Genomic DNA, 26,038 nt, shown 5'->3' on the forward strand with positions numbered 1-26,038 from the left:
GCGCAGCTGCCCGCGCCGCGATGACAGAGCTCGACGCCACACGGTTGGTGCTCAACGCCGCATGCGAGGAAGCTGGACTATCGCCCGCGAGCGCACGCTTGCTCCGGGCGCACTCCAATACCGTCTACCTGCTGCCCACAGAACAAACCGTCGCGCGCATCAGCCACAACGAGCACCACGGTCTGCGTGCACGGGCATCGGTCGCTATCACTCGATGGCTCGCCGACCACGACATCCCAGTGACGGAACCGCGCATCGATCACGCCATCGACATCGACACGGTCACCGTCACGTTCTGGCAGTACTACCCGCAAACCGATCTCACCCGCCCACCGGCCGGCGAACTCGGTGCCATCTTGGCTCGACTCCATGCACTACCTCCGCCACCCTTCGACCTCCCCGACTACCCACCACTGGCCGGCCTAGCGATAACCCTGCGAGACCCGACCACTTCGCGGGCACTCACCGAACACGACCGGCATTGGCTGACCGAACGCACCTGCCACCTAATCGAGCAGTACCACCTTGTGGACTCCGAACTCGGCCGCGGCATGGTCCACGGCGACGCGTACCCAGGAAACACACTCTGGGGACCACGCGGTGTGCTCCTCGGCGACTGGGACGAAATCAGCATCGCCCCACGTGAACTCGACCTGATGAACACCATCCAAGGCCTGCGATTCGGCACCAGCGAGAGCGAGATCATCGACTTCGTTGCCGCCTACGGCTGGGACGTCCGACAGTGGGACGGGTTCGCGCTGCTAAGGGAAATGCGTGACCTGCACACCCTCAACGCCTACATCCGCCAAGCCAGCCAGGGTGACAGCGCCGCGGAGCGCGAACTCAACGATCGTCTCCGTACCCTGCGCAACCCAGAATTCGCGGAGCCACGCTGGAACGCCCTGGGGTAATTCCGGTTTCGTGATCGGCTGGCGCCATCTACGCCAGGATCGTCGACGTCGCCGAGAACAGGTAGATCGGTTGTGGGACAGTCGAACTCCGCTTTCTGACAGGTCGGCCCATCGGCATTGCGCTTGCCTTCCATCGTCACCCCACGCACATATCCCAGGCTGTGGCCACCCGATCCTTGCGTGCCAGCGGCGAGAACACCTCACTCACAAAGGAATCGAGGTGTTCACCGACCTCGGCCAGACCTGCGACATCCACACCGCCGGACGGATGTATGGCCAATTGCATTCGCGCCGAAGGGATCTGAAGGGCGGCTCGAAGCGTCGAGCCTCGCCGTGAATGCCGCGACCCATACAGTGGACCCATGAATGACCGCACCCAAAGCGCCGATCTGTTTCTCGACGAGTTGCCCTCGGACCGCAAGGGGTCCTGGCGCGGCCAACTGTTCGGCAACCCGTCTTCCGGCCTTGATCCGGTACTCACCTTGGCACTGAGATTCCCGTGGCGCGGTTCGGTGGACGTGACGATCGAAGGGATCCCCGCGGATGTGCCTTCTTGGCGCGAAATCGAAGGCATAGAGGTCGAATCCACCGAATCCGGGGAGCCGGTCGATGCATGGGTGTACGACGGTGCCCACAACTTTTTCGAGTACGCGCGCATCCAGGTCCTTCATCAGGTCGGCACTATGGCACGGTTTGTCGTCGACCTGGCCGAGGGCGAGGAGTTCTTTCTCACGCTTCCGAATGACGAGATACTCGAGGCCGACCAGATCTACACGACAGTGGATGCCGAGTTCGAGGGCATCGAAATGTACCTGACCGCGGACCGAGAGCTGGCCGAGTTCACCGACCCTACCGGTTTGGTGTTCGACTGGGCTCACGGCGACTGCAAGTTCTACAAGGTGGTCGACTCGGGCAACCCGGAGCATTCGGGACAGTGATGTCGGCTCACGGACCAGGATTGTGCGAGACAGTACCTCGCACCACGTGTCCTGCACGTGTCAGGACGGCCGGATCATCGATATTGCTGTAGTTCCGCTGTGGAACATCGGTCGGTCGCGCGAGGATTCCGGCTCCAGCGTGGGCGACCAGCCGCAATTGCACCACATCCTGCGCAGCGGACGACCACCGCCGAGGCTGTTGGCGTCCACGACTTCGACAAAGTGCTAGTCGAGGGCTGCGATGTTGAGGTCACACGCATCGTTCATGTTGTCGACACTCGTGGCAGCCATCTGCTGAGCGGTCGAGTGGCAAGCATCGGGCTCGAAGTTTCGGTCGAGGCAGTGCTGATTCTGGCCCCAGACGCGGTTGCTGTTTTGTCGGCTGTGCTCGACAGAGCCGACGACCCGCACTATTTCGCGGAGCGGCAGGAATGCGTGATGTCGACCCTGCAGGCCTACAACTCGTTCAGCGACCGGTTCGCACCTCTACTGCCTGGCACCCTTGTCGGCCTTCTGGATGTGTTGATCGCTGTCACCGAAGATCACCTGCTATCAGCGCAGCGGTGAGGACCAATGCGCTATCCGCGTGCTCATGGAACACGTGCTCAGGAGGTTGTCTCTGTTCAACAACGACACCAACTGTCCACGGCGGCTACGCTGCGTACCGAAGGTGACCCAATCCCTCGGCCTCGCAGCGGGGCTAGCGGTTCACCCCGCCGGCACCGTCGCCGGGCGCTGCTGACTGTCGAGGGATTCGAGCTCGGCTCGCAGTTCCGCTACCTCGGCGGCGAGTGCATCGCGGTCTTGTTCTCGTTCCAGCAGGATTGCCCGCAATCCCTCGATGGTGTCGGTCATCGCGGCCAGCCTCGGGTCGGCCCCTTGCAGGCGCCATTGCAGGATCGCGCGACGGTCCAGGGTTTGGCTGGCGTTGCGGACCCACCCGATAACGTAATCGAGCCATTCGGCCTGTTTGGGCATCTGCCGAGATGTGTCCCAGCCGCGCCGTAGCGCGGGCTTTGTCGAGAGAACCAGCTCTGTGCAATGTTCTGGTGTGGGAGTGTGCATCTGGACGAGGGTGAGTTTGCCGGCGCTGGTGACGACCGCGGTCAGGCGGTAGTGACCGGCGAGGTGCATCTTCAATTCCGCGGCGGTCCGTCCGTCGGTGTCCAGCGCACCCAGCCAGGGTCCGTCGGTGGCGTTGATGATCGACTCGAGTACCTCGAGTTGGCTGGCGGCGCGGCGAAATCGCGTCGCGTGCTTGCGCAGCTGAGCAGGTGTGGCGGTCATCTGATCCCAGTGCATCGCAGCTCCGCTCTCTTCATCGACCTATTCCAGAGATGGCAACGTCTACGAACCTACATTCGCCGCAGGCTCAGGCTGCTGTAGCGCTACACGGTGGTGATTCGTCTCGGTCGGATCCCACAGCGGGGCGAGTGTGGGGGAGGGCAGAGTGACGACACGTAGCCAGTCTTACTCGCGCAGCGCGTCCAGATGCGCGGCGCGGGGCAAACCGGCCAGCGATGTTTTTACCTCGCTGGCTCGTTCCCGAAGCCACCCCATCATCGAACGTATGTTCGTGTAATCGCATATCGTTTGGTCTGAGTCGATAGGGGATCGGCATTGATAGCTGATCATCTGCCGGAGGAGTCTGGACGCCTGATCGGGATAGTCTGCGTACCGTGGTGTACGAGAACGACTTGGTGCGCAGCGGCAACGGTGGGGTCTCGGTTTCCGGGTCGACAGCATCGGCGAGGACGGGCAAGCGCTGCTCGTCCCGGTCGGGGACGCGGGCTACCCATTCCCGATGCTGGTGACCGCGCTCGTTCCGGCCGGTGACCTACAGCAGTCGGAATGGTGACCGTGACACCGAGTCGATAGCCTCCCTCAGTCGGTAGCTGAATATACGCTGATTTTGTGGTGGCAGTGCCGGCGCCGATGCTGGCCGTCGCAGGGCGGCCGCCGGATACGGCTGCCTGGGCCATCGAGATGAAATGGGACGGTGTCCGCGCCCTCGCCCTATGCAAAGGCGAATCATGTCGCTTGTACAGCAGAAACAGGCGCGAGATCACCGACTCCTACCCCGAGCTCGCCGCGGCGCTGGCCGAGTCGGCGCGGGGCCGGGTGTTGATTCTCGACGGTGAGGTGATCGCGCATACCGCCTCGGGTGCACCGTCGTTCGGTTTGCTGCAACGTCGCATGCATGTCATGCACCCAGCCGCGCAGCGATGGGCCACCCCAAGTACAGAACAACCCGGTGCTGCTGACTCAGTTCGTGTGCGGGTGCCTGATGGAGTCGCCACCCTTTGTCTCGTGCAGCCGGCCGAACCGGCTGGCAAGCAGATGTGCCATGCTCGCGGCCGCGCCCCGACAGGCGTCATCGATCGTCGCGGCGTTGTGGGTCACCGCGACCGGCTGCTGACCGGTCGGACGAGCCTGCAGCACGCATCGCTTGTCATCCGGTCCGCCCTTACCCGCGTTCTGGTCACTGAGGTGGGCTTCGACGCTGATGATCTGGTCGCTGAAGCGCTCGAGCGTCGATGCGATCTCCTCCTCGACGTGCCGGATCAGCTTTTCGCCGCTGTCGATGTTGCTGTCGGTGTTGATCAGAATCTGCATGTGCGTATCCATTCCGGTAGGTGGCAACTGTTACTCGGACAGAGGCGGATGGTGTTCGTCATCGACTCCGCCGCCGTAGCCTGCTCCTCCTTTACCTCGGTACTCACCGTAATCCCCGATGATCATCGGACTGAGCGGTCTGGGTCGCCCAATTGTTGGCGAAAGCGATACCCCGGAGTTTCTGGTAGCCCAGCGGCGATCGAGTTCGGCACGGTACTGCCTTCCAGAAGGGTTTGAGCGCGATGGCGGCGCCGGTGATGGCCATCCAGGTCGGTAGCGGTAGAAGAGGGAGGTGAGGAGCATCCACGCAGAATCTGGCGGTAGCGCGAATCGAACTGGGCGTTTGCTGTCGGACGGCTCTCGGCGTGGCAGGTGTGGCGCATAGTTTCCAGAGTCGGCCAGCCCTCGACCGGTCATGGCGCGCCCACCGCCGGATTTCTGGCGGATGCGCCCCTACCCCCTAACTGCAGCGGCATAGCGCCATTTGTGTCGGTCCCGCGTGCGAGGCTCAAACAATCCGTCGAAGCATTCGCGCGAATCGTCAATGTCCTCACGGCCGAAAACGACCGCCTTGCCCAGAAGTCCGGACGAAGCAGCCGCACCGTCATCCCACTCAACCCCGTGGCTCGGTCGTGAAACTTGGGATCTGGCCCACTTTCCGTGATAGGCGTTGCCTGAGCACGGCAGGTGGCTGAGGTCTTGCGATCATGTCTGGCTGTGTGTTGATCATGGTGTGCGGTTGCTGCTGCCGCACCTGGCCGGGGTGGCCATCGAGGAAGTTGCAGAGGTCAGCGGCGTGGTGTGCATCCGGGCGTCCGCGCTGGCGGCGGCTGTGGCCTGCGTGTGCTGCGGGTACGACGCGACCAGGGTGCACAGCCGGTACGAGCGCTACCTGGCCGACGCGCCGGTGGGCGGACGACGGTTGGTGGTCCGACTGCGGGTGCGGCGATGGTTCTGCGATCAATCATCTTGCAGGGTAAGGACTTTCGCGGAGCAGATCGAAGGGGTGACGGTGCGGCACGGGCGGCGAACGCCGCTGCTGCGGGCGATGCTGGAGGGTATAGCGGTCGCTCTGGCCGGTCGGGTCGGCGCGCGACTGGCCACCGCGCTGCATGCGTCGGCAAGCCGGTCTACTCTGCTGCGGCTGCTCGCGGCGTTGCCGGATCCCGCAGCGGAAACGCCTCGGGTGTTGGGGGTGGACGACTTCGCGTTGCTGCGCGGCCAGAACTACGGCACCGTGCTGATCGACTGCGAGACGGGTGCACCACTGGAGTTGTTGCCAGGCAGAGACGCTCAGCCCCTGGCGAACTGGCTCGCCGCACACCCTGGGGTGGAGGTGGTATGCCGAGACCGCTCCGGGGCGTACGCGGAGGGAGTTCGTATCGGCGCACCCGACGCGATGCAGGTCGCGGACAGGTTTCACCTCTGGCAGAACCTGAGCAAGGCCGTCGAGCGCTGCGTGGCTCGCCACCGCGACTGCCTTCGCGCCACCGAGCCTCAGTCGACCGACCGGCCAACCCCGCAACCTCAGAACGAGGAGCCCGTCGGGAGGTTCGCGCAGCGCGCTCAGCGACACCACGCGAAGGTGCACGATCTGCTGGCTCGGGGACATAGCATCCGCGGTATCGCTCGGGGCCTGGGCTGGGGTCAGCGCACAGTGCAGCGCTCGGATGGATCGCCACCGTCCGGGCCGACGATCTGCCCGGCCTGACCTCCTTCGCCAACGGGCTCGAGTCCGACCTGAACGCCGTCACCGCTGGCCTGACCATGCGCTGGAACTCCGGTCCCGTTGAGGGGCGCGTCAATCACATCATTCTGTGGAATCTGGAATGTCAAGGTATTCGGCCAGTCTGGTCGTCCAGTCCCGCTGGTCAGCAGTGTCTGGAATCGGTAGCCCTCGGGCCTGCTGGAGGCTGTGCCAGGCAGTGTCGGGTTTCGCGCCGTTGAGAATGAGGAGGGAGGCGGCGATGAGGCTGGATCGTCCGATGCCGAAGCGGCAGTGGGTGACAACGTGTTTGCCGTCGCGCAGCTTCGCGGCGAGATCCTGCAATGTCGGCAGGACCGTGTGCAGATCGGGGACTTGGCGATCGGGGATCGGGATGGCGACGAAGTCGAGTCCGGCTGCGCGGGCGGCGGCGGGTTCGTCGGCCAGTCCGGTTTCGTGGAGTTCGGCGGTGGTGAGCGCGCAGACCAGGATGTCGACGCCAGCATCGCGGAGTGCGGTCATCTCGTCATGGAGCCAGTCGCCGCCGCGGGGTTTGGCCATGATGCTTAGGTGGCCGGATCCGTGTGCGGTGTAGAGGGTTGGGAGCATGGTCAGCTCTTTCGGTCGGGTCCTTCGACGGTCAGTGGTAGCGGCCTGCCGGGCTTGGCGTCGAGCTGGCGTGGTGTCGGCCCGGCGGGGGTTGGGGTGTCGGCGAGGCGTTGCAGCAGTTGGTCGATCGAGGCTTGGCCGTCTTGGACGGCGGCTTGCTCGCCGTCAGTGAGCGGGATGCTGACGAGCATCCGCTGAAGGTTCGACTTCGCTTGCAGCAGTTGAGATTTGCTGGATTCCTTGGGTGTGTAGAAATCGCAGCGGGCGCAGGCCATCCGATGTTGGCACTGTTCGAAGAAGCTGTAGCTGCAGAACCCGTGACTGAGATCGTAATACTGCCATGGCTCGCCAGCGGCGGCAGCACCCGAGGTGACGGTGTCGCGGTCGATGAGGACTTCGATGGTGCGGACGTTGCGGGCGAAGTAGCCGGCGTCGGTGTAGGCGCGGGCCAGGGTGTTCGGGGTGATCTTGGCGTAGTACTGGGTCGACTGCGGCGAACGGTGCCCGAGCCAGGCTTGCAACTCGAACAGCGTCATCGGTTCCTTGGCGTTGTAAAGCTGGCTGGCGATCGTGGACCGGGCCCGGTGGCTGGTGATGTTGCCGCGAATGTCGGCGGCCGGGACGCCTGCTTTGTGGCAGAGCATCGGAATGACCGTGTTGTTGATGTAGGCCGTCGAGATCCGGTGTGCCCGAAAGGAAAACAGCAACTCGACCTGCTCGCCGGTGCGGCGATCGAGCAGTCTCGGCTGCGACGGCCGGACGGCCTGCCGGGCGTCAAGGGCTTGACCGAGGAGGGGGTCAACCGGCTTGGTGAACGCGGTGCCGGTCTTGTTCGTCGGGACGTCGAGCAGGCAGACCGAATCGCGTGCCAGGACCTCCTCGGAATCGCCGGTGATCGCGGCGCCGTCGTGCTGCCAGCGGATGCAGCCCAGGCGCAGCCTGGCGATCTCGTTGCTACGGAGTCCAGAGAACAGCCGGGCCACAGTGATGGCGCGGACCATCTCCAGCGGATAGAAGCGGCCGGAGCTGGTCACCGGCAGATCATCGCTCCGTAGGTTCAACCCCGCCCAGAGCAGTTTCGCCCAGACCTCGTCGGCGATCACCCGCGGGTTCGGGCCGAGTAGAGCCGCGATGCTGCGCGGAGTAGCCAGAGCTCGCTGCGGGTCGAATCGGCGTGGCAGCCAATCCCATTCGTGGCAGTCGGTGAAGAAGCGACGCAGCGCGGCGAGTTGGCCTTCTTTGCTCGATGCTTCGAGCGGTTTGCCGAGGCGGTCACCCATTCCTGCGGTGCGCTGGACGTAGTCGCCGACCTTCATCCGGTCCAGCGCGGCAATCCAGGACGCGCAGATCTGCCGCGTCCACTCGGTCGGATCGGCAGCGTCGCGATGTTCAGCGGCCAACCAGCGGCCGACCAGCGGCCGACCAGCGGCCGACCTTGAGCAGGTTGGATCGTACTTGGCCTCGGCTGCGGGGCGTCAACATCGAGGTCGCGTGCCAGCGGTCGACCCACTGCTCCCAAACCGGGGCACCGCCGGTGGCCCGGATCTTGTGACCGCCGACCGGGTTGCTGGGTGGGTCGCAGAACCCCAGCGTGGCGACCGCCCGCTGCAGCGCGTAGGGGGTATTCAATCGGGCACCTTGCAAGAGCCGGTCGTCGCGGAAGCGGTCGAACAGTTCGGTGTTCAGGTCCTCCAGATGCGGGCTGCCGTTGAGCAGGAACAACTGGCAGGCCACCATCGGCAGCAGCGAATCATCCTCGTGCCCAAGCTGATACCCCCACTCAGCCAACACCGAGCGGAGCCGCGCGATCTCACAGTTCACTCGGTCGCGGCCAAAGATCCGCCACGACAACGTCAGGCGCTGGAAGCTGCCCAGCCGGTGGAAATCGTGGAACCCACCGAGCAGATAGGCGTGGGCCGCCAGATACGGACGAACCTCATCACCGGCCCACTCTGGTGCGTGGCGGTGGAACTCGCCCTGGTCGTGGCCGAGTAGATGCACCCATTCCTCGGTGGTCCAGCCCCAGAATGTCCGCCCGATCTCATTGCAGCCGACCAGCAGGACGGCGACCGCGTCGAGCATGGCGCGCAGCCGATGCGGAGTCTGTGGCGAGTCCAGTCCGGCGTTGACCGCCTCGATCGGCCGTAACAGTCGCCGGATCACCCGCCAGCCCGGCGCAGCCGGGTCGTGGTGCTGCAGGCGGCGCAAGTTGCGCACCCCCCCAGCTCGGTGATGGCTCGAATCTCGTCGGGCCGCAACGCCACCGCAGTGTCGAACCGGCGACCCACCAACGGTGAACACCACCGAGAATTGCCCGCAGCGCCGGGCAAGAGCGCGCTCACCGCGAAAGCTCTGCTGCCGCAGTGGTGTTCATGCTGGCGAGCATGGCAATACGCCAGGCGTGGATGTGCTCCGTGCTGCGGGTGAGTTTGTCGGCCAGATCCCGGCCGCACAGGTGGATGTAGGCGAGCGTGGAATCGGTGTGACGGTGCCCGGCGAAGGTGGCGATCGCGTGCAACTCCCAGCCCATGCGAGCCAGATCGGTCAGGCACAAATGCCGGGTGGTGTGGGTCGAGAACCGGGGAACACCGGCAGCGAGCGCGATCCGGCGCACCACCTTCGACCATGTCCACAGAGTCAACGGTTGCGCATGATTACGGCGAGATTCCGACAAGAACAACGGCCCGCGAGCCCGGCTGATCCTCGCCCGATGCACCAGATACGCCGACAACAGCACACCCGTCGACGCCGAATACGGCACCACCCGCTCGCGCCGGTTCTTCGTCGTCTCGGCCCCCCACCCGGACTGTCCGGTGCGCAGGATCCAGGTCATCGGTGCGCAGCGAACACAACTCTTCCCGCCGTAACCCCGCGTCATAGGCCAGCGCGAACATCACCCGGTTACGAATCGGTTCGGCCGCAACAACATCCAGGATATCCAGCCACTGCTGCTCAGCCGGGATCCATGGCAACTTCGTCAGCCTCGGCACCAGACCACGCTGCTGCCCGCCGCGCTGACGGCCGGGTGTATACCGGCTGCGCCCAACAGGATTGGACTCCCGAAGCCCTTCCTCCATCGGATATCGTAGAACAGGCGGACCGGCACCAGCCGCTGCTGGATCGTCGCGTTCGCCAGCCCGGCTCCGGAATCGATCGCGATCACGTTGGGGCCCTTGCGATGAGGCCGCGACATCAACTCCCGGACGAACGCAGCGACATCGGAGCGATTCGCCATCACCGGATCCACGCCGTCCCGCTCACAGGCCAGCAGATACTCGGCCAAACCGCGGGCGTACGCGTCGATCGTGCGCGGCGCCCGACCCAGATCAGTCCAGACCTGCAGCCACACCGCCGCCTGCTCGTGCCGGCCCAACACCGGCCACTTCTCCCTCAGCGCCACCGTGCCGCCGCTCAACCTGCCTCCCAAGTTCGTGGTTACACCGGGGAGATATCATCATCCCGGCCAGATTCCACGTAACTTTTAAATGATCAAGAGGCAGATGTTCGGCAGGGCCGGCCTTGCACTGCTACGCAAACGCGTGCTTCTCACGGCCGCACAACGATGACGCCGAAGACCTGCGGTGCAACAACTTTCGTCACGAAAAGTGGGCCAGATCCGAAACTTGGCGTCAGTTGATCGCGAATCTGAGCACGGGTCGGCGTTTGAGACTCGTTCACAGTCGCGAATTTCGACACCACTTGTCGACGGAGGCAACTGAGCCAGATCGGAGGAGCCGTGCCGTATGAACGGTGAGGGGTTGTGGACCGATAAATCGGGTGGCTGTTCGGGCCCGGCGGGTCTATGGTCGCGTCATGCCGGTGCTCGGGCGTGATGATGATGCGGACGACCTGGGGTCCGCTGAATCATGGTGGGCGGAGCCGAGCACGTTGCTCGGGATGATCCAGCGTGGGCGAGGAGCTTGCTACGGCGCGGCGCATGCGGAGCAGGCGATGGCGGGCGACTTTGTGGTCGACTGCATCGTTCACGACCCTCGATGGGACCACCAGGTCGAGGAACGCAGTTGGCTATACGCGACTCTCGTCGTCGACTTGAGGGTCGATCTTTCTCGGTTGCGCGCGGCATTTGCGGGACCGCTGGACGCGAGCGGAGACACCGACACCTGGCTCGCTACAGGCGTTTTCGAGCGGCTTGCCCATCGCGGTGTCGGTGGCAGCGTCACCGAACTGCGGCACTACCTGCGATCGGGGCGGGACCTCGAACAAGTGCTCGGCTCCTTGATTCCGTTCATCGACCACCCCGAAGCCGAGGGGTTACTCGATGACGTGCTGGAGGTCGCCGACGACGAACAGCTGCAGTCCACCATCGGTTGGCTCGGAAATTTGTCCGCACCACCTTGGCCGGACTGGCGGCGGGCTAGCGCGCGCATCGAGCGGGTCGCCGCAGCGGCCGCAGGGTCTCGGTCGGCAGGCAGCCGACCGAAGTTCGATCGCGCTACACGGTCCGCGGCACAACGCGAACGGGTGCTGCGAGCGGCAATCGAATCGGGCCTCATCACTGCGATATCGGGGCCCGAGCTGACCGATGAGCGTTGGGAGACAACGCTTTTGGGCATCGCCTCGGACATGCTCCAGAGTGAGGACCGCCGCGTGCGGATCGCGGTCCGGAGATGCCTTCGCAATTTACGCTCACCTCGAGCACTGGCTTGGGCCAGGGCGAACACCGCCCTCGACGGCTACGCCGGGCCCGTGGCGCTGTCTCTGATCGCTGACATCGCCGAAACGCCCGACGCTCCTTGGCTGCTCGAGCTTCTAGTGGAGGCAGTTGCCCGTGGCAACGGTTACATCTATGAGCAGTGCGACCTTGTCGACGGGCTCGCCCGCCTGGGCCACGTCATCAGTATCGCGACTGTCGAAGAGATCTTCGATAACACCGTCTACTCGCGTCTCCGCGAACGGTGCGCCGCGGCGTTGAGCAGCCTTGCAGCGGATTTCGCCGACGAGCGGGCAGTTGAATGCCTCGACGACTGCGAGTCCGAGACGCGGGCAATCGCCATCGCCCACGCGAACATGTCGGTTCCCGAGGTCCGTGAGCGAATCGGTCGGATCGCTGACGACCTGACCGAGGAAGACACCAACCGTCGAGCCGCCACGACTCGAATCATGCTTCACCGCTGAGGACACCTCAGCGGTGAAGCACGCTCGTTCTGCATCGCAACCCTGGAAGTGGTGTCGAAATTCGTGACCACAAACATCCCTGTCCCACAGATGATGTCGAGTTTCGCGATCAGACGGCGCCCAGTCTCGCGATCAGAACCAACCCCGAGTCGAGCTGACTTCTCGCTATCCGGCGGTTGGTGCCTCGTCTTCGCCGAACAGCAGAAGCTGCCGTGGCTGAGTGGTGGACGCGCCGATTCGGCGCAGGCATCGGGCGCAGGTGACATCTGCTCGTGTCGGCGCCAAGGCTGTTGGCGACCACCCCGAGACACCGGTGTGACAGAGAAGCTCGGGCACTTCTTCGTCTCCGACCCATTGCCCGAGGCTGACCGCATGCACCGTCCGGCCCGCCCGGACGACGGCATGCACACCCAGGGCCCCGAACACTGCCCGGGTTGAGGCAGCGAGCGGGGCGATGTCGGTCACGTGACCACCATACGGTCGGGCACCGACATCGGCGACGGAGCTGCCTGGCGGCTGAATCGCGGCGGCGTGCCCTCGTCACTCCGGTTCGGCAACACACCCAGACTTGACAGGGAACGCCGCTGCCACGGTTGGCTCATGTCACCGGATTCGGTCGCCCGCCGTATTGGCCCGACCTGCGAGGCCCGTGAACGCGCCGAGCTGCGCGCCCAGGCCGCGCGGGAGCTGACCCTCTTCGACATCGCGGCCTGAACTGTTGCTGACAGGGCCTCTGCCCACGCCTTAGCGCCGGATTCGGCGGATTTACTCCCGCGCCCTGGGACAGCCCAGCCAGACCGCTGACCACCTCGAGGCTCTGCCCGCGCCATGCCCTTATCTCGCGTAGGCGCTGGCCGGTCTCGTCCGGCGGAATATCACTCGACAGCACGCCGATACCCCACGTTACGACCGACCACCCTGCGACGCAGGGGCTTGCCGGCTCGGTGCCGGACGACCCTGTCGAATTCGCCGCCGCCGTGTCGGCGGCCGATGAGATGATCCGATCGAACTGGATACTGCGCGAACCGATTTCAGGGGGTGTGTTGCATAACTGCCGTACGCCAGGTGAACAGGTAAATCAGTTGCGGGAAAGTCGAACTCCGCTCGCCGGCGAGCGGGCCCGTCGGCATAGAAACCGACAGGCCGCGCGAATGGTATGTTCCGGTCGGTGAGGCCGGGCGCGCCGAGGTCTAGATGACCTTGGCGGCGATCAGCAGGTTCCAGATCTCGCCCTGGTCGATGACCTCCACGCCGAGCTTCTCCGCCTTGGTCAGCTTGCTCTCACCGACTCCCGCACCGGTGATGAGCAGGTCGGTGCTCGCCGAGACCGAGGACGCCGCCGTCGCGCCAGCCTTCTCACACAGGCGTTGGAACGTCGGGCGGGCGACCTTCTCTCCGGAGCGCGGATCGCTGATAGCGCCGGTGATCACCACCGTCTTGCCTTCCAGGGGTGCGCCGGCAGCAATGACCGGGGGAAGGTCCTCCGCACGCACGTCCAGGCAGACACCCGCATCTCGCAGCCGCTCCAGTTCCGGACGCAGGCGAGTGAGGTGCGCGACCAGGGAGGCGGCGACTTTCGGTCCGATATCCTCCACCGCCACAAGCCGTTCCTCGCCCGCGTCGGCGACCTCTTCCAGGGAGCCGAATCCCGCCCGGGCCAGGCGAGCGGCGGTGCCGTCGGAGGCCATCGGGATCGCCAGGCCGATCAGCGCGCGGCGCAGGCCGATGGGGCGACTCGCATCGATCGAGTCGATCATGCGCGCGGCCGAGACCTCGCCGATGCGGTCGAACTCGAGCAGGCGCTCTTTTGTCAGCGTGTAGAAGTCCGACGGGCGCTCCAGGATGCCCGCCTCGGCCAGGCGTTCGATCCACACCTGACCGATGGCGTCGATGTCCGCCGCCGCCCGCGACGCCCAGTGGATCAGCCTGCGCACCGTCTGTGCGGGGCACGAGACGTTGGTGCAGAACAACTCCCGGCTGTTGCCCTGCTCGGTCACCGGCTGCTCGCACGACGGGCAGGCAGTGGGCGGCACGATCTCGCGCTCCTCGCCCGTGCGCTTGGAGGCGTCGAGCACGCCCGCCACGAACGGGATCACGTCACCCGCGCGGCGCACCAGCACCGTGTCACCGACCTTGATATCGCGGGCGCGGATCACCTCTTGGTTGGCCAGCGTCGCCTTCGTAACCGTCGTGCCGCCCACGAACACCGGCTCCAGCCACGCGACCGGAACGATCTTGCCCGTCTTGCCGACGTCCCAGACCACCTCGGCCAGCAACGTGGTCTTCTCCTCGGCGGCGAACTTGAACGCCAGCGCGCCACGCGGGGAGTTCGACCGAGTCCCGGCCGCCGCGTAGGCATCACGGTCGGCCAGACGCAGCACCGCGCCGTCGAGGTCATAGTCCAGCTCGTTGCGACCTTGCTCGATCGCGGTGATCGCCGCCTGCGCCTGCTCGGCGCCGGCGCAGAGCCGCATCTGCGCACCCGCGACCCCCAGTGCCCGCAGGCCCTCCCCAAGATCGACCGCAGCGCCGCCGGCAGAGGTATCCAAGTCGAAGCCGAAGAACTGCAAGCGACGCTCGGAGACCGAGGCCGGGTCCTTCGCCCGCAGCGTGCCGGCCGCGGCGTTGCGCGGATTGATCAGCGGCTTGTCCGGATGCGCCGTGTTGTAGGCGAGGAAGGTCGAACGCAGCATCACCGCCTCGCCACGCACCTCCACCCGCCCCGGGACGTCGATCCGCTCAGGGACGCCATCGACCAACGCGCGGACCAGCACGGTCACGTCGTCCCCGGTGGTGCCATCACCCCGGGTCACGGCACGCACCAGCCGCCCGTCCTCGAAGACCAGGGCCAGGGACAAGCCGTCGAGCTTCGGCATCACCACCACCGGCTGGCCGGGGAAGCGGTCGAAGAACGCCGCGACCTGTTCAGGCTTGGTCGCCTTCTCGAGTGACAACATCGGACGTGAGTGCCGGGTCGGGGCGTGCAGCACTGTGGGCGCGCCGACCTGCTCCAGCGGATTCACCTCGGGCGTGAGGTCGGGGTGCGCCTCGATCAGGCCACGTAGCTCGTCCTCGATCGCGTCGTACTCGGCGTCCGCGACCAGCGGCGAGCCCTGGTAGTAGGCGTCGCGCAGCGCCGCGATGCGGTCCGCGAGCTCTTGGATATATTCCCCAGTTTCCACAACACGAGACGCTACCGATACCCACCGACACCCACGTGGAACGACAACGGTGGAGCGTTCTGTCTGCTCGATATCTCCATCTCGTAGTCGGCTGACCGGAGTTCCGCTTCGCTCGCCCGGACCGGCACGTCCTGTAGGTCGGAAAACGCCGCCAGCAGATCGAGAACGTCGCAAGGCACTCGGCAAACGCACTCTCTATGGCCAACTCGATGGTTTGTGGCGTGTGCTCGAGGGCGGCGGTGCGGGGCGGTGCAGGCTTCGGGCGATTCGGCCCGGGGATCGTCTGTCGGTGCGACAATCATGATGTTGCTCAGGGAAAGTGGACCGATGTTCAGTGCAGATGCCGAGCTTCGCTCTGTGCCGCCGTACTGAGGTTTCGACCTCGAGCGCTAGGGGTCGCTGCCACGAGGGCGGCTGTACCGGGGGAGTGTCTGATGGGCTTCGGGTCTGTGCCGTAGTGAAAATGACACTGTTCCAACGGATTTCGTGATGCACGTTTCAGTGCGGCATCCGCGTGATGTCGCGTGACGGTATAGAACGATCCCTGCGGAGGAGAACATCATGGCAATCACACAGATTCCCGCAGCCGTCGAAGAGGTCATTAGGCGGATGCGCGCCATCAAGGGCGAACTCGACCCGCGAGACGGTGTCGCGAGCTTCAACAACATGTACCTGCGTGTCACCGAGTTGGTGGGTCGGCAGATCACCGAAGGTTTCTTCAAGGACCCCGAATTCGTCGAACGCCTCGACGTGATTTTCGCGCAGCTGTATTTCGACGCCGTCGACGCCGCCAAACGCGGTAAGCCGCCCAATCCGGTCTGGAAACCGGTCTTCGACTCCCGCTCCAACCGCACCGTGTGGCCGCTGCAATTCGCACTGGCGGGCATGAACGCCCATATCAACCACGATCTGGCGGTCGCGGTGGTCGAAACCTGCAAGGAACGGGCCACCACCCCCGACACCAAACCGGTGCACGCCGACTACCTCAAGGTCAACGAACTGCTGGCCAAGGTCGAGGCCGAGATCCGGGCGGAATACGAGCCCGCGTTACTCGAACTGAGTACCAGGGACGCCGAAGCACTGAAGCACATCCTCAGCAGCTTCAGCATCGCTCGCGCCCGAGACGCTGCCTGGGCCACCACCCAGATGCTCTGGATGCAGCGCGACAACACCCTGCTCCTCAAATTGACGAAGCGATCACTCGAGGAAACCGTCTCCACCGCAGGCCGAATGCTCCTCACCCCGGTCGTTCCACCGCCGAAGTGACGATCGGACGACTTGGCCGACGCCGTCGAACGGTTCGGCCAAGTCGTCCACGCCCAGGAGGAACGCCGAACTATCCGGAGGTTCGATCATCCTCCGGAATTCCAGTGATGTTTGCATCATGCCCCGATGCGAGTTGTCCACGCAGCAACGTGCGATCCTAGTTCAGCTCGCTTTCCAGGTGCGGAATGTGGGTCCCGCAAAAGCAAAGGGTTGGCGCTACAGCGATCGTCTGGGCTGGGTTTGCGGGGTCGAAACAAAGCTGTCCGGACCGAAGAGAGTGATCCGGGACAGTCATGGGGCAATCGACCCCTGACCGCCACCACCAGCATCCGCGTTTGCGATCGGATGCGCCGCCATCACACTCCTCGCCAGCTCCCTACTGGTTCCCTGGCGGCCTGTGCTCAGACCGGTCATGACCCCGCAATTGCAGATCATTCCCGCATCTCCAGTCCGCTGAGGGCTTCTCGGGCTCTCGGGACCTGAAGGGCGGCCCGGTTTGTGGACCGCGTCCACAGCCTCAGGTGGTACCAATTGTGGTCGCAGCGCACCGCGGACGTCCGCGGTGACTGGTTGGAACCGGCGGCGCGTGTGGCGCGTCCAACCATGCATGACCAAGTATCTGCACCGCGCCCCACAGTCCGAGCCTCCAGTCGAGACCGGCCCTCGGTCCGCTGACGACCGTGCTCACGCTCGGCAGGTGTGGGGTGAGTGGCTCAAACGGTGTCTTGGATCCCATCGCACTCCGACCGATCCACGGTCCGATCGGCGCCCCCGATTCAGCTCTGGTCATCGACGCCGATGGATCAATACGCGCCCCGACCGGTGATCGATCCTTCGGCAAAGGAGTGCAAGCTTCCTGGTAGCCTCTGCCAGCATGCCTCCGGAAACCTGTTGTTCCGCAATGTAATACATCGTTCGGAGATTTCGGTGACCAGAGAGAAGCGTCGAGACCCGTGCGGTCGACGTCGTAGTCCACGGTCACCGGCAGATGGTCGCTCGCTGATGTTGCCGGCGCAGTACCGGCAACTCGGTAGACCGTCAGAGCGTCCGCCGCATCCGCGGTCGTCCTGGGCTCCTGTCGTTTGCATCTGAACGCGGGGCGCGAAGCAACGATCGGTTCGAACCAATGCGAAGAGGCGTACAAGGATGGGCTCGGGCAAGGAAAGATTTCCGTGGTTCATGCCCACATCGGAGTTTCTCGAAATACTCACGCTAGTCAATGAAAAGGTGTGCAATGATGCTATCGACACAGACTCGATTGAAACAGCATGGATTGGAAGTGGAATCCATGCCCGGAATCGAGGAGATTCTTCCTATCCAATTCCGCAATCCCGTCGAGTTGGCTAAGCGAACGCTTGCTCTACATGCACTGCTCGGCGTAATCTTCCATCCGAATCCAAAAGAAATCTCAGAATGGATCAGGGCGGAGCATTTTCTGCACGAATTGACAGAGCGAGAAAAATGGGTATTTTCACTGACCGAGTTGCCTGAAGAGGATATGCTGTGGAAGCAAGCGGCGATGCAATCGAATCTGCTGACTTGGAGAGCCGAGTCCCTGTACGTCCTGCTGTGGGCTTCAGGAGACATTTCGAGCCTGCTCGAACCCAGTGAAAGAATGGACGGCTCACTGGTCGCCGACCGCTTGCCGGCGCTGGGCGAACCCTTGCAACCATTCATCCGAAAAGCTGAACTGCGTCCCAGGCAGGAGATACTCGCGGAACTGCATTACTATTTCTTTCTCAATCACTTTGTGGAGAATATATATGAGCAATGTGGAGAAATTGTCGACGGCTTGGACCCTCTGCTGGTAGCAGAACGGTGCCATGCTCTGCATTGGATTTCATGTGCTGGCCAATCGGAATGGGACGCCGACCAAGAATAGAAGATTGAACGCCCGAAATCGCTTCGAATGTAGCAGATTCGACTAGGAGTGATCCCTGCCGTTACGGCAGGGTGTGAATCCCTCCGTCTCCGCAATGGTTGGCCGCTCTGTTCTGCATCGATGGCCACTTTCAAGGGGTGAACGACCGGGAGTGACCGACTCGCGCGACTAAAAATGCAACGGCACTGGCATGAGTCGGTGCTGGTAGATCTGAAATGCGGTGTTGGAGCATGTTGTGTCCGAGTCGGATTCGTCGACCTCGCAGGTTCGAGGACGGTTCGCGCGGGCCGAGCCGCGGGCTCGCGCGCAGTTCTTTCTGGACGGGTCCGGCGGTGAGGATACCTGTCACATGCTAAAAGGCGAAGGACTTCGGCGGCGCGACTGGTGGCCGTGTCGATGACTTCGCGCGGGCTGAGCCGGGATCGGTGCAGGCAGGTAGGGGCGCAGCGAACTGTTCGTGTGGGGTGTTGAGGATGCCGGAGTCGCAGCCCGCTATCGGCTGGACTCCGACTACGAGCATCGCGCTCGAATAGGATCACTGCGGTGCAGGCATGGCAAGGTAGTCAGGCGGGTGTGCTCCCAGAGGCAGTGACGGCCGCGCTGGATGATGTGGCCACGACACTGAACGGGCGGGGCGTTGTTGTGATCTGTGGGTTCCCTGGTTCTGGCAAGTCGACGGCCGCAACGTATCTCGCCGCTCGGGTGCGTGCGATTGTGTTGGACAAGGACAGTTTCGCGCCGCGTCTCGAGCAGGATGTGATGCGCGCATTGGGTAGCGATCCGTTCGATCGTGACAGCGAGGTGTACCGGTCGGTGGTATCGCCGGGGGTCTACGACGGCCTGATCCGCATGGGGTTGGGAATCGGGAGCCGTCACCCTGTGGTCCTGGATGCGCCGTTCCTGTCGGTGATTCGCGAAGCAGCCGTGGCCGGGTTGCGATTGGGGCAGCACCTGCGGGAGCGAACCCGGACACCGAATTCGCGTGTAGTGCAAACGATATGGCTCGACAGTACGGCTACGCAGGTCAAGGAGCGGATGATCGACCGCGGCGCCGAGCGCGACGCGCCGAAGCTCGCCGACTGGGATGCCTACCGGTCTACCGTCCTCGACAGCGGTTTACGCGAGATCGCGCACGCTGTCGTTGATGTTGTAATCGGCAACTGACGGCGAAGATCGCTCGCGGCGGAGTGCGGTCTGGTTGGTCGGCTCAGATGGAGTCGAGGATATCGATCATGATGTCGCGCATGAAGCCACGAACCTGTTGATACTGTTCGGCCGTCGTGGCCGACAGCGGCGGCCGCATGTGTGAGGGGGAAGCCGGGAAGGCGTTGCGCGAGTGCGGCTTTGGCGAAGGCGATATCGGTGAAGGGAAGGGATTTGCGGGTGTTGCTGTAGAGGTCGAAGTTGCGTTGCAAGGAGTCGGCGCGGGCTTGATCTCCGGCGCGGGCGGCGGCTGCGATGGCGACCGGTAGCTCGGCGACCGGTAGCTCGGCGACCGGGCCGCCCGCGCCGGTGACAACGCCGTCGACACCGATCTCGGCTATCTGCGCGCCGATGCGGTCGTTGCCGACGAACACTTGGAGATGCGGGCAGCGGGCCTTGAAAGCTTGGGTGATCGCCCTGTCCTTTCCGGAGGCCTTGATCCCGCACAGTTGCGGGAACCGGGCGGCCAACCGCGCCACCAGATCCGGGCTCAGGGGGTTCTGGGTGTGGCGTGGGAAGTTGTAGAGCACCACCGGCAGTGTCGTGGTCGTGATGAGGTCGGTGAAGTACTGCTCGACTCCGGTTTCGGGGGCATCGGCGAAGAAGTAGGGGCTGATCGCGGCAAGCCGGTCTGCGTGATCGTGGGCGTGGTGCGCCAGTGCGATGGCTTCACCGATCGCGGTGGAGCCGATGTGGGTGATCAGCTCGCCGGGCCACCGACCACGGCAGTACTCCACGACCGAGCGCCGTTCGGTGTCGGTGAGGCTAGCGAACTCGGCGGTGGTTCCGTTGACCAGGATTGATCGGACACCGGCGGCGGCGAGTAGGTCCAGGTAGTCGCCCAGTGCCGCGAAGTCGATGCGGCCGTCGGTTTGGAACGGTGTCAGGATCGCCACGATCGGCGAGATGATGAATCACATCGAGGCCGAGAAGAGCGGCGTGGTGGAGTCGATCCTGGTCGAGAACGGCCAACCGGTCGAATTCGACCAACCCCTGTTCACCATTGTTTAGCAGTCGTCACCGACTACAGATTGCTCCTGTCAATGAGAGGGGGCGAAGCTCGCTGTCACCGCCTCCCGAACGTCCTGACATGCCGCTGGGCGCGCGGTTGTCCAAACGCACGCAATGCCGAAGAGCGGGCGTTGTCAGTCTGTTTGTCAGCTTGTGTCGGTGATGCAGAGAACAGTGATCTCTGCATTGGCGGTGTCAGTCAGGACGTACGTTTGATCAAATACCACGCCCTCGAACCATGGAGCCCATGCCTCATGGCTTACATCCATGCGAAAGTCCTCAAAACGGTTCTGGGTCAACGCTTCAACGGCAGCACTAGCGAGCGCCATCGCATCGCGCGCTGGCCCGCGGTATCGCTCATGTGCGCCGCCATTCACGATCGCGCCAGCCAGCAAGCCGTCCAGGCACAGCGATCCAGCTGACTGGAGCCCTTTGAGCAGGTCCAGCGGTTGTGAGAGTTCTGATGCACCAGAATGGGTGCAGGAGGACGAGATCACGACATGGCGCGACGACGACACACCCCCGAGCAGATCATCCGCAAGCTGCGCGAGGGCGAGAAGCTGATCGGCGAGAAATTCTCGATCGAGGAAGTGTGCAAGCACCTCGAGATTTCCGAGGCTTCCTGGCATCGCTGGCAAGCCCAGTACGGCGGCATGAAATCCGCCGCCGCGAAACGGCTCAAGGAGCTGGAACGCGAGAACGCGCGGTTGAAGAAGATGGTCGCCGAGCAGGCCCTCGATATCGACATGCTCAAGGAAGTGAACCGGGGAAACTACTGAGCCCGGACCGCCGTCGCAGGGCCGTGGTGGTTCTGCAGCAGCGGTTTCGGGTTTCGCAACGCCGCGCCTGCCGAGTGGTGGGGCAGTCGCGGTCGGTGCAACGTCGGCCGCCGACGGTCGCCGAGGCCGAACGGACGTTGAGGTGGCGGCTGCGCGCGATCTCCCGGCGTCATCCGCGGTGGGGCTGGCGGAAGGCACACGCGTTGTGCCGCGGCGAAGGTCTGGTCACCAACCATAAACGCACCCAACGACTCTGGCGTGAGGAGGGATTGAAGCGACCGAGTCGAGTGCGTAAGAAACGCCGCATCGGGCCGGGGCGGAATCAGCGGTTGAAGGCGTCGTTCCCGGATCAGATGTGGGCCCTGGATTTCCAGGTCGATGTCACCGTCGACGGCCGACAAGTCCGGTTCCTCAACATTATCGACGAGTTCACACGGGAAGCCTTGGCCACCAGGGCATTCCGGTCGTGTACCGCCGATCAGCTGGTCGGTGTGCTCCACGAGATCATCGTGGCCACCGGGGGTGAAGCCGACGCACATTCGCATGGACAACGGCACCGAGATGACCGCACACGCGATGCGGGATTGGTGCCGGTTCACCGGAGTCGATGCCTCGTTCATCGATCCGGGATCGCCGTGGCAGAACGGTGTCTGCGAGTCGTTCAATGGGCGTTTCCGCGACGAATTCCTGTCCTGCGAGGTGTTTCATTCCCTGACCGAGGTGCGGGTCCTTGCCGAGGACTGGCGCATCGAGTACAACAGTTACCGGCCACACGGATCGCTGGGTTTCCTTACCCCGCAAGCATTCCGTGAGCAATGGGTACCGACCGAGTTCGAGCAGCAACTACAACTCGCATAGCCGGTGGACCTGCCATCGGGGCCCAGTCACAGCCCAATGCTCTTGAAAGCCGCCAACGTCCCGACCGAGCGGCTTGGGGATCTGAAGTTCGCTGAGCCCCGCTCGGACCGCCTTACTGTCGAAGAAGACACGAAGGAGTTCGTACTCCTCCAACCGGTTCCGAGCGAGGAACCAGGCCGTCGTGTCCGAATAGTCGACCGCACACCACCGCCCGAATAGGTATCCACCGTTCAGGTGGGTCGCCGCCACCTGAACGAGGTACCGCTCCAGTGCCGGGGCATTCACGGGCACGGGTTCCCAAGCGATGCTCTCCCACGACGCAATGACTTCGAGCAGCTCGGGGCGCGGATCGTCCCAGTCGATCTCGTTCCAACGGTTCGGCACGGTCATGAGTTTGACAGCTACGACCCGGCCAGCGCACGCTAATTCCGTCCGTTCCTGCCGCTGGGCCCGTGGTCGTGAACGTCCGCATCTGCCGAGTTGAGTGCGTTCGTTCGAAGGCAAAGGCCTGTCGAGTCGGATCGAATCACCAGGTTGGCCTGCACCTGTTCGAGCGGATATTGCAGGTGGAGCGGGTGCCCGTATATGTTGGCGCAGTGATCTTCTCTTATGGAAAGGGCGCCGTGCGCCCCTGCCGGTGATCCCCGGCAAGTGGCTGGTTTCCGGCGATACGGATGACCAGACCACTCTTCTTGTTCACCCGCTCAGCCTCAGCGCCTTGCACGGCTCAGGACCATGGCCCCGGCACTACTCCGATGCGCTACCGGTGCTGATGCAAACCATCACGAGGTTGCTGAAAGATCCACCGCCGGAACTGGATTGGCCATCCGGCGAGGTCGCCGGTCTGGCCAGGAATTACTCGGCGCTGTTCGTGCGCACCGAATGGTCCGATGAGGTCGAGGCCAGACTTGCCGAACCGGATGCTGAATTCGGTTTCAACCGATACACGCACCGCTACCACCCCGCCCGAATCCCCATCGACGAGCTGCACGAAGCCGCGGCCACGTACCGATCCACCGGCGAGACCGGATTTCACCATGGCCATCAATAAGATCCAGTTCGACAGACAAGTCCAGTTCCCCCGCCCACGCCGCTGGCTCCTCGCCGGAATCCTTCCGATCATGCAACGTGACCGGATCATCCCACGTATCGACGGCGTGCCACTCACCGATCTGATCGACAGATTCGAGCTCGACGCAGGTATGCAGCCCGCAGGTGGGGCATACGGTGGCCTCATCCCGGCGCACTCTCGGTCCCTGCAGATGGACGACCACTTCCACGGAAGGTCAACCATGGCAACGGGATCGAAGACACCCGTGCTCGTATGTGAATGCGGTGAGTGGGGCTGCTGGCCACTCCTGGCCGAGATCACCGTCACCGACGACCTCGTGATCTGGGATTGCTCCGAACAACCAGGTCGCCGAACACGCGACTATGGCGCGTTCGGTCCATTCCGGTTCGACCGCAACCAATACGACGACGCTCTGCGGGACCTGAGTAGGCCAATCAGCTCAGGGATCGCGTGAACACGATTCGCCGCATGTCTCGCTGCTCGCATCTCGCAATGCACTCACATGCCGCTGCGCGGGCCGCTTCATCGGTAAGCAGCTCGCGATACCAGATCCGCTGTGTGGGACCGATCTTGAAAGCGGAGCAGCAGCCATTCGTGCCGGCAGTCAGCCAGGACTCCCGGCACCGCACCAGCTCACAGGCCGCTGGATGTCGCAGTTCGAGCCATCAACCGAACCGATTGTGCGAGACATACTTTCCGTAATCGGAAATTTATTATTGTGTGATATGGTAAAAGCGAAATCGAATTTCCTTGTCTAGTATCGGTATTCCTGTTGGAACTGCTGTGGCGATGACTGGAGAATTCGATGGAAAAAGTTCCGAGCCGGACCGCGATGATGGCGGCGGCCGGTCGTGCGGCGCACCTGATCGTCGATCGCGAGCCGCATCTGTTCCAGGACACTGTCGCGGAGGCGCTGCTCGGCGCGCGCGCCGCCGAACTCGTCGGCTATCACCGCAAGTTCGGCGATCACCCGATACTCAGCGGCACTCGTACCCAGGTCAACATCCGCAGTCGTTACACCGAGGACCGATTGTCGGCCAGCTTCACTCAATACGTGATTCTCGGCGCGGGTCTGGACACTTTCGCCTACCGCTCACCGCTGGCCCGAGCGATCGCAGTCTATGAGGTCGACCATCCTGCTACCCAGAGCTGGAAGCAGGAGTTGCTGACAGCCGCGGGACTGGATACCGCAGCGGTGGAATTCGTCGGAGTGGACTTCGAAGTGGCCGATCTTGCCGCCGGGTTGGTTGCGCACGGATTCGCCCCGGATCAGCAAGCATTGGTGAGCTGGCTCGGCGTATCCATGTACCTGACCGAGTCCGCGATAGCAGCGACACTCGTCTCGCTGGGCCAGCTCGCTCCGGGCACCGAGCTCATCATGGAATACGCACTCCCGCCCGAACTACGTGACGAACCAGGCCGCGTCTACGCGGAATTCGCACTCGGGGCCACCGCGCAACAGGGCGAGCCGTGGCTCAGCGTCTTCACACCGGAGCAGCTGACACTATTGCTCGAACGCCATGGTTTCGCAGTGGCCGAACACGTTTCACAACGCGAGGCCGTCGATGCAGCACTCTGGCAGCGCCGGGATGCACTGCACCCCGCCGATCTGTGCCGACTCGTGCGGGCAACTGTCCGACAATGAGCCGAACCAGCCAGGCACGAGCCCAGGCGAGAGTTTGACGACCAGGCCGTGCGGAGCCGACAGCACTCCATTCTCGGCCAGGGTTGGCGAAATCGCCGTGTGTGCTTCGGGGCGCTTCGTTAGAGCTGAAAGACGCCCTGTCATGCCGCTGGGCGGGCGACTGGGGAATGAGACGCAATGCGGTTCCGGACATCCCATAATGCCGAGTTGAGTGCGATTCGAGACAGCAGTCGCCGGCAGTCTGGGGTCGCCTCTCGGCGCCTGGTCTGGCACGCTGCTCGGGTGACGCATGAAGTTCTACGAGGTTTGGCGTGGCCATATCCAGATGGCCAGTTCCCGCAGCACTTGGGTGTAGTGGTTCAACGGACCGTGCTAGAGGGGGCAGAGCTTGCCAGGCTCGTCACGCACTGGGATGACGGCGACTGGACCATTGCCGACGGTGTGAATGACCCAAATGGGAACGCTGCGCTGGTTTGTATCGAGCATATGGTGGCGGCAGATGCCGACCTCGCGTCCTTGGCGACGATGCCGCCCGGGACTCAGGCATGGCGATCGACATCTGAGGAACCTTGGACCTTCGAGAAGCATGAGTACGGCGACTAGATAAACATCCGGTAATGCCGCTGATCGCGCTGACCGAACCGGTCAGCGTGTGATCGCTTACGGGATGCAGTCGTAGCCGTTGACGTAGGCCGGAGCATTCGCGATGTTGCCGGAGATGGTGACGAACTCGTTGGGTTTGCCGTCGAGGCCAATGAGCGCTGGAGGTTGCTTTCCGCAGTTGTAAGTGATCGGTGTCGGGCTGCGTTGGGTGATCTGCCAGGGACCTCTCATCGTGTTGTCTTGTCCGACAGTGCCTTCAGTAGGTTGGCAGTCGCCTCGGCCGGTGATCACGACGGTGTCTCCATCCTTGTACCCCAGCGGTGGCACGACGATGGCCTCATCGCATACGTACGTGGGGATGTGGGCGGGTCCGGCGTAGCTGTCGTCGGCTGGCGCGGTCGCGGTGGTGGTTGGTGCGCCAAACTTGGCCGCGGTCGTCGTCGTGGATATCGGGGCTGCTATCGGTGAGGTGCTGGGATGCGTCGAGCAGCCGGTGAGCGCGACCGCGAGTAGGCCGAGGGCGAGGTAGGCGGGTTTGGTCACGAGGTGGTACCCCTGTCGTTGAGTGCGAATGCCGGGCGATGCTAATCGAGGCCGTCACAAAATCCCATGTCTGTTAGAA

General features: G+C 63.7%; 27 protein-coding genes and 3 pseudogenes. 16 read left to right on the top strand and 14 right to left on the bottom strand.

Going from position 1 to position 26,038, the window contains the following annotated elements; all coding sequences use genetic code 11:
* The first annotated feature begins 20 nt into the window (after nt 1-20).
* A complete protein-coding gene (locus tag OHQ90_RS17990) occupies nt 21-911 on the top strand; it encodes an aminoglycoside phosphotransferase family protein (protein ID WP_328411963.1) in 891 nt (296 codons plus the stop codon).
* Nucleotides 912-1,047: 136 nt separating this feature from the next.
* Here the strand turns inward: OHQ90_RS17990 and OHQ90_RS17995 are convergent, their stop codons facing one another.
* Nucleotides 1,048-1,197 carry a hypothetical protein gene (locus OHQ90_RS17995; protein WP_328411964.1) on the bottom strand — a complete coding sequence of 50 codons (150 nt, stop codon included), beginning with the start codon at nt 1,195-1,197 and terminating at the stop codon, nt 1,048-1,050.
* 76 nt (nt 1,198-1,273) lie between these two features.
* Here OHQ90_RS17995 and OHQ90_RS18000 point away from each other — a divergent pair, with 76 nt between their 5' ends.
* Together OHQ90_RS18000 and OHQ90_RS18005 are read left to right on the top strand one after the other, a co-directional pair.
* Entirely contained in the window at nt 1,274-1,849 is a 576-nt protein-coding gene (locus OHQ90_RS18000; protein ID WP_328411966.1) for a hypothetical protein, read from the top strand.
* Nucleotides 1,850-2,155: 306 nt separating this feature from the next.
* Nucleotides 2,156-2,416: a hypothetical protein gene (locus OHQ90_RS18005; protein ID WP_328411968.1), complete on the top strand. Its 261-nt coding sequence runs from the start codon at nt 2,156-2,158 to the stop codon at nt 2,414-2,416.
* Nucleotides 2,417-2,557: 141 nt separating this feature from the next.
* On the opposite strand, the gene OHQ90_RS18010 is transcribed toward OHQ90_RS18005, so the two are convergent.
* Nucleotides 2,558-3,151, bottom strand: coding sequence for a hypothetical protein (locus OHQ90_RS18010; protein WP_328411970.1), 594 nt, complete (start codon nt 3,149-3,151; stop codon nt 2,558-2,560).
* A 684-nt stretch (nt 3,152-3,835) separates the two neighbouring features.
* Between OHQ90_RS18010 and OHQ90_RS18015 the strand changes: the two are divergent.
* Nucleotides 3,836-3,997: pseudogene (locus tag OHQ90_RS18015) on the top strand (ATP-dependent DNA ligase); the annotation flags it as partial.
* A gap of 117 nt (nt 3,998-4,114) precedes the next feature.
* On the opposite strand, the gene OHQ90_RS18020 reads toward OHQ90_RS18015, so the two are convergent.
* The gene (locus OHQ90_RS18020; RefSeq protein ID WP_328411972.1) at nt 4,115-4,465 is read right to left on the bottom strand and encodes an HPF/RaiA family ribosome-associated protein; all 351 of its coding nucleotides are present in this window, start codon (nt 4,463-4,465) and stop codon (nt 4,115-4,117) included.
* 739 nt (nt 4,466-5,204) lie between these two features.
* Here OHQ90_RS18020 and OHQ90_RS18025 point away from each other — a divergent pair.
* Nucleotides 5,205-6,176, top strand: coding sequence for an ISL3 family transposase (locus tag OHQ90_RS18025; protein ID WP_328411974.1), 972 nt, complete (start codon nt 5,205-5,207; stop codon nt 6,174-6,176).
* A 99-nt stretch (nt 6,177-6,275) separates the two neighbouring features.
* Here OHQ90_RS18025 and OHQ90_RS18030 read toward each other — a convergent pair whose 3' ends face one another.
* The 6 genes and pseudogenes from OHQ90_RS18030 to OHQ90_RS18055 all read right to left on the bottom strand — a co-directional run bounded on the left by OHQ90_RS18030 (nt 6,276) and on the right by OHQ90_RS18055 (nt 10,194).
* Nucleotides 6,276-6,731, bottom strand: coding sequence for a protein-tyrosine phosphatase family protein (locus tag OHQ90_RS18030; RefSeq protein ID WP_328411976.1), 456 nt, complete (start codon nt 6,729-6,731; stop codon nt 6,276-6,278).
* Between the two features lie 50 nt (nt 6,732-6,781).
* Nucleotides 6,782-8,179: a tyrosine-type recombinase/integrase gene (locus OHQ90_RS18035; protein WP_328411978.1), complete on the bottom strand. Its 1,398-nt coding sequence runs from the start codon at nt 8,177-8,179 to the stop codon at nt 6,782-6,784.
* Nucleotides 8,169-8,996 carry a hypothetical protein gene (locus tag OHQ90_RS18040; protein ID WP_328411980.1) on the bottom strand — a complete coding sequence of 276 codons (828 nt, stop codon included), beginning with the start codon at nt 8,994-8,996 and terminating at the stop codon, nt 8,169-8,171. The genes OHQ90_RS18035 and OHQ90_RS18040 overlap by 11 nt, the downstream gene beginning before the upstream one ends.
* A 121-nt stretch (nt 8,997-9,117) precedes the next feature.
* Nucleotides 9,118-9,612, bottom strand: coding sequence for a site-specific integrase (locus OHQ90_RS18045; RefSeq protein ID WP_328411982.1), 495 nt, complete (start codon nt 9,610-9,612; stop codon nt 9,118-9,120).
* 25 nt (nt 9,613-9,637) lie between these two features.
* Nucleotides 9,638-9,856 (bottom strand): annotated as a pseudogene (locus OHQ90_RS18050) (tyrosine-type recombinase/integrase); the annotation flags it as partial.
* Nucleotides 9,757-10,194, bottom strand: a complete 438-nt coding sequence (locus OHQ90_RS18055; protein ID WP_328413471.1) for an integrase — start codon at nt 10,192-10,194, stop codon at nt 9,757-9,759. The pseudogene OHQ90_RS18050 and the gene OHQ90_RS18055, both read right to left, overlap by 100 nt.
* Before the next feature lie 398 nt (nt 10,195-10,592).
* On the opposite strand from OHQ90_RS18055, the gene OHQ90_RS18060 reads away from it, so the two are divergent.
* From OHQ90_RS18060 to OHQ90_RS18070, 3 genes are all read left to right on the top strand, one after another.
* On the top strand, nt 10,593-11,915 hold the full coding sequence (locus OHQ90_RS18060) for a hypothetical protein (protein ID WP_328411984.1): 1,323 nt from the start codon (nt 10,593-10,595) through the stop codon (nt 11,913-11,915).
* Between the two features lie 315 nt (nt 11,916-12,230).
* Nucleotides 12,231-12,353 (top strand): hypothetical protein, encoded by a 123-nt coding sequence (locus OHQ90_RS18065; RefSeq protein WP_328411986.1) that lies wholly within the window; start codon nt 12,231-12,233, stop codon nt 12,351-12,353.
* Nucleotides 12,354-12,515: 162 nt separating this feature from the next.
* Entirely contained in the window at nt 12,516-12,629 is a 114-nt protein-coding gene (locus tag OHQ90_RS18070) for a hypothetical protein (protein WP_328411988.1), read from the top strand.
* A 476-nt stretch (nt 12,630-13,105) separates the two neighbouring features.
* On the opposite strand, the gene ligA is transcribed toward OHQ90_RS18070, so the two are convergent.
* Nucleotides 13,106-15,097 carry an NAD-dependent DNA ligase LigA gene (ligA, locus tag OHQ90_RS18075; protein ID WP_328411990.1) on the bottom strand — a complete coding sequence of 664 codons (1,992 nt, stop codon included), beginning with the start codon at nt 15,095-15,097 and terminating at the stop codon, nt 13,106-13,108.
* A gap of 561 nt (nt 15,098-15,658) precedes the next feature.
* On the opposite strand from ligA, the gene OHQ90_RS18080 reads away from it, so the two are divergent.
* From OHQ90_RS18080 to OHQ90_RS18090, 3 genes are all read left to right on the top strand, one after another.
* On the top strand, nt 15,659-16,363 hold the full coding sequence (locus OHQ90_RS18080) for a DUF5995 family protein (RefSeq protein ID WP_328411992.1): 705 nt from the start codon (nt 15,659-15,661) through the stop codon (nt 16,361-16,363).
* Nucleotides 16,364-17,651: 1,288 nt separating this feature from the next.
* Complete coding sequence (locus OHQ90_RS18085) at nt 17,652-18,245, top strand: DUF4272 domain-containing protein (RefSeq protein WP_328412934.1); 594 nt, start codon at nt 17,652-17,654, stop codon at nt 18,243-18,245.
* A 543-nt stretch (nt 18,246-18,788) separates the two neighbouring features.
* Complete coding sequence (locus OHQ90_RS18090; RefSeq protein ID WP_328411994.1) at nt 18,789-19,409, top strand: AAA family ATPase; 621 nt, start codon at nt 18,789-18,791, stop codon at nt 19,407-19,409.
* On the opposite strand, the gene OHQ90_RS18095 is transcribed toward OHQ90_RS18090, so the two are convergent.
* Nucleotides 19,334-20,344 carry a dihydrodipicolinate synthase family protein gene (locus tag OHQ90_RS18095; RefSeq protein WP_328411996.1) on the bottom strand — a complete coding sequence of 337 codons (1,011 nt, stop codon included), beginning with the start codon at nt 20,342-20,344 and terminating at the stop codon, nt 19,334-19,336. The two genes, OHQ90_RS18090 and OHQ90_RS18095, sit on opposite strands and share 76 nt — an antisense overlap.
* 10 nt (nt 20,345-20,354) lie before the next feature.
* Here OHQ90_RS18095 and OHQ90_RS18100 point away from each other — a divergent pair, with 10 nt between their 5' ends.
* Nucleotides 20,355-20,459, top strand: coding sequence for an acetyl-CoA carboxylase biotin carboxyl carrier protein (locus OHQ90_RS18100; protein ID WP_328411998.1), 105 nt, complete (start codon nt 20,355-20,357; stop codon nt 20,457-20,459).
* 146 nt (nt 20,460-20,605) lie between these two features.
* Here the strand turns inward: OHQ90_RS18100 and OHQ90_RS18105 are convergent, their stop codons facing one another.
* The gene (locus tag OHQ90_RS18105) at nt 20,606-20,977 is read right to left on the bottom strand and encodes a hypothetical protein (protein ID WP_328412000.1); all 372 of its coding nucleotides are present in this window, start codon (nt 20,975-20,977) and stop codon (nt 20,606-20,608) included.
* Here OHQ90_RS18105 and OHQ90_RS18110 point away from each other — a divergent pair.
* Nucleotides 20,960-22,096: pseudogene (locus OHQ90_RS18110) on the top strand (IS3 family transposase). The gene OHQ90_RS18105 and the pseudogene OHQ90_RS18110 sit on opposite strands and share 18 nt — an antisense overlap.
* Here OHQ90_RS18110 and OHQ90_RS18115 read toward each other — a convergent pair.
* Nucleotides 22,082-22,486 (bottom strand): hypothetical protein, encoded by a 405-nt coding sequence (locus tag OHQ90_RS18115; protein WP_328412002.1) that lies wholly within the window; start codon nt 22,484-22,486, stop codon nt 22,082-22,084. The pseudogene OHQ90_RS18110 and the gene OHQ90_RS18115 sit on opposite strands and share 15 nt — an antisense overlap.
* Nucleotides 22,487-22,580: 94 nt before the next feature.
* Here OHQ90_RS18115 and OHQ90_RS18120 point away from each other — a divergent pair, with 94 nt between their 5' ends.
* The 3 genes from OHQ90_RS18120 to OHQ90_RS18130 all read left to right on the top strand — a co-directional run bounded on the left by OHQ90_RS18120 (nt 22,581) and on the right by OHQ90_RS18130 (nt 24,813).
* Nucleotides 22,581-23,147 (top strand): hypothetical protein, encoded by a 567-nt coding sequence (locus tag OHQ90_RS18120; protein WP_328412004.1) that lies wholly within the window; start codon nt 22,581-22,583, stop codon nt 23,145-23,147.
* Entirely contained in the window at nt 23,134-23,622 is a 489-nt protein-coding gene (locus tag OHQ90_RS18125; protein ID WP_328412005.1) for a hypothetical protein, read from the top strand. Before OHQ90_RS18120 ends, OHQ90_RS18125 begins: the two co-directional genes overlap by 14 nt.
* A 351-nt stretch (nt 23,623-23,973) precedes the next feature.
* A complete protein-coding gene (locus OHQ90_RS18130; RefSeq protein WP_328412007.1) occupies nt 23,974-24,813 on the top strand; it encodes a class I SAM-dependent methyltransferase in 840 nt (279 codons plus the stop codon).
* A gap of 660 nt (nt 24,814-25,473) precedes the next feature.
* Here OHQ90_RS18130 and OHQ90_RS18135 read toward each other — a convergent pair.
* Nucleotides 25,474-25,959: a hypothetical protein gene (locus OHQ90_RS18135; RefSeq protein WP_328412009.1), complete on the bottom strand. Its 486-nt coding sequence runs from the start codon at nt 25,957-25,959 to the stop codon at nt 25,474-25,476.
* Between the last annotated feature and the right edge of the window lie 79 nt (nt 25,960-26,038).

The organism is Nocardia sp. NBC_00403 (assembly GCF_036046055.1).
GTDB lineage: Bacteria > Actinomycetota > Actinomycetes > Mycobacteriales > Mycobacteriaceae > Nocardia.

Excerpts from the sequence above, each read along its gene's own strand:
- OHQ90_RS17990 (WP_328411963.1), top strand. The coding sequence starts at position 21 with ATGACAGAGCTCGACGCCACACGGTTGGTGCTCAACGCCGCATGCGAG.
- OHQ90_RS17995 (WP_328411964.1), bottom strand. The coding sequence starts at position 1,197 with ATGCAATTGGCCATACATCCGTCCGGCGGTGTGGATGTCGCAGGTCTG.
- OHQ90_RS18000 (WP_328411966.1), top strand. The coding sequence starts at position 1,274 with ATGAATGACCGCACCCAAAGCGCCGATCTGTTTCTCGACGAGTTGCCC.
- OHQ90_RS18010 (WP_328411970.1), bottom strand. The coding sequence starts at position 3,151 with ATGCACTGGGATCAGATGACCGCCACACCTGCTCAGCTGCGCAAGCAC.
- OHQ90_RS18020 (WP_328411972.1), bottom strand. The coding sequence starts at position 4,465 with ATGCAGATTCTGATCAACACCGACAGCAACATCGACAGCGGCGAAAAG.
- OHQ90_RS18030 (WP_328411976.1), bottom strand. The coding sequence starts at position 6,731 with ATGGCCAAACCCCGCGGCGGCGACTGGCTCCATGACGAGATGACCGCA.
- OHQ90_RS18045 (WP_328411982.1), bottom strand. The coding sequence starts at position 9,612 with ATGACCTGGATCCTGCGCACCGGACAGTCCGGGTGGGGGGCCGAGACG.
- OHQ90_RS18060 (WP_328411984.1), top strand. The coding sequence starts at position 10,593 with ATGCCGGTGCTCGGGCGTGATGATGATGCGGACGACCTGGGGTCCGCT.
- OHQ90_RS18070 (WP_328411988.1), top strand. The coding sequence starts at position 12,516 with ATGTCACCGGATTCGGTCGCCCGCCGTATTGGCCCGACCTGCGAGGCC.
- OHQ90_RS18080 (WP_328411992.1), top strand. The coding sequence starts at position 15,659 with ATGGCAATCACACAGATTCCCGCAGCCGTCGAAGAGGTCATTAGGCGG.
- OHQ90_RS18085 (WP_328412934.1), top strand. The coding sequence starts at position 17,652 with ATGCCCGGAATCGAGGAGATTCTTCCTATCCAATTCCGCAATCCCGTC.
- OHQ90_RS18100 (WP_328411998.1), top strand. The coding sequence starts at position 20,355 with ATGATGAATCACATCGAGGCCGAGAAGAGCGGCGTGGTGGAGTCGATC.
- OHQ90_RS18115 (WP_328412002.1), bottom strand. The coding sequence starts at position 22,486 with ATGACCGTGCCGAACCGTTGGAACGAGATCGACTGGGACGATCCGCGC.
- OHQ90_RS18125 (WP_328412005.1), top strand. The coding sequence starts at position 23,134 with ATGGCCATCAATAAGATCCAGTTCGACAGACAAGTCCAGTTCCCCCGC.
- OHQ90_RS18130 (WP_328412007.1), top strand. The coding sequence starts at position 23,974 with ATGGAAAAAGTTCCGAGCCGGACCGCGATGATGGCGGCGGCCGGTCGT.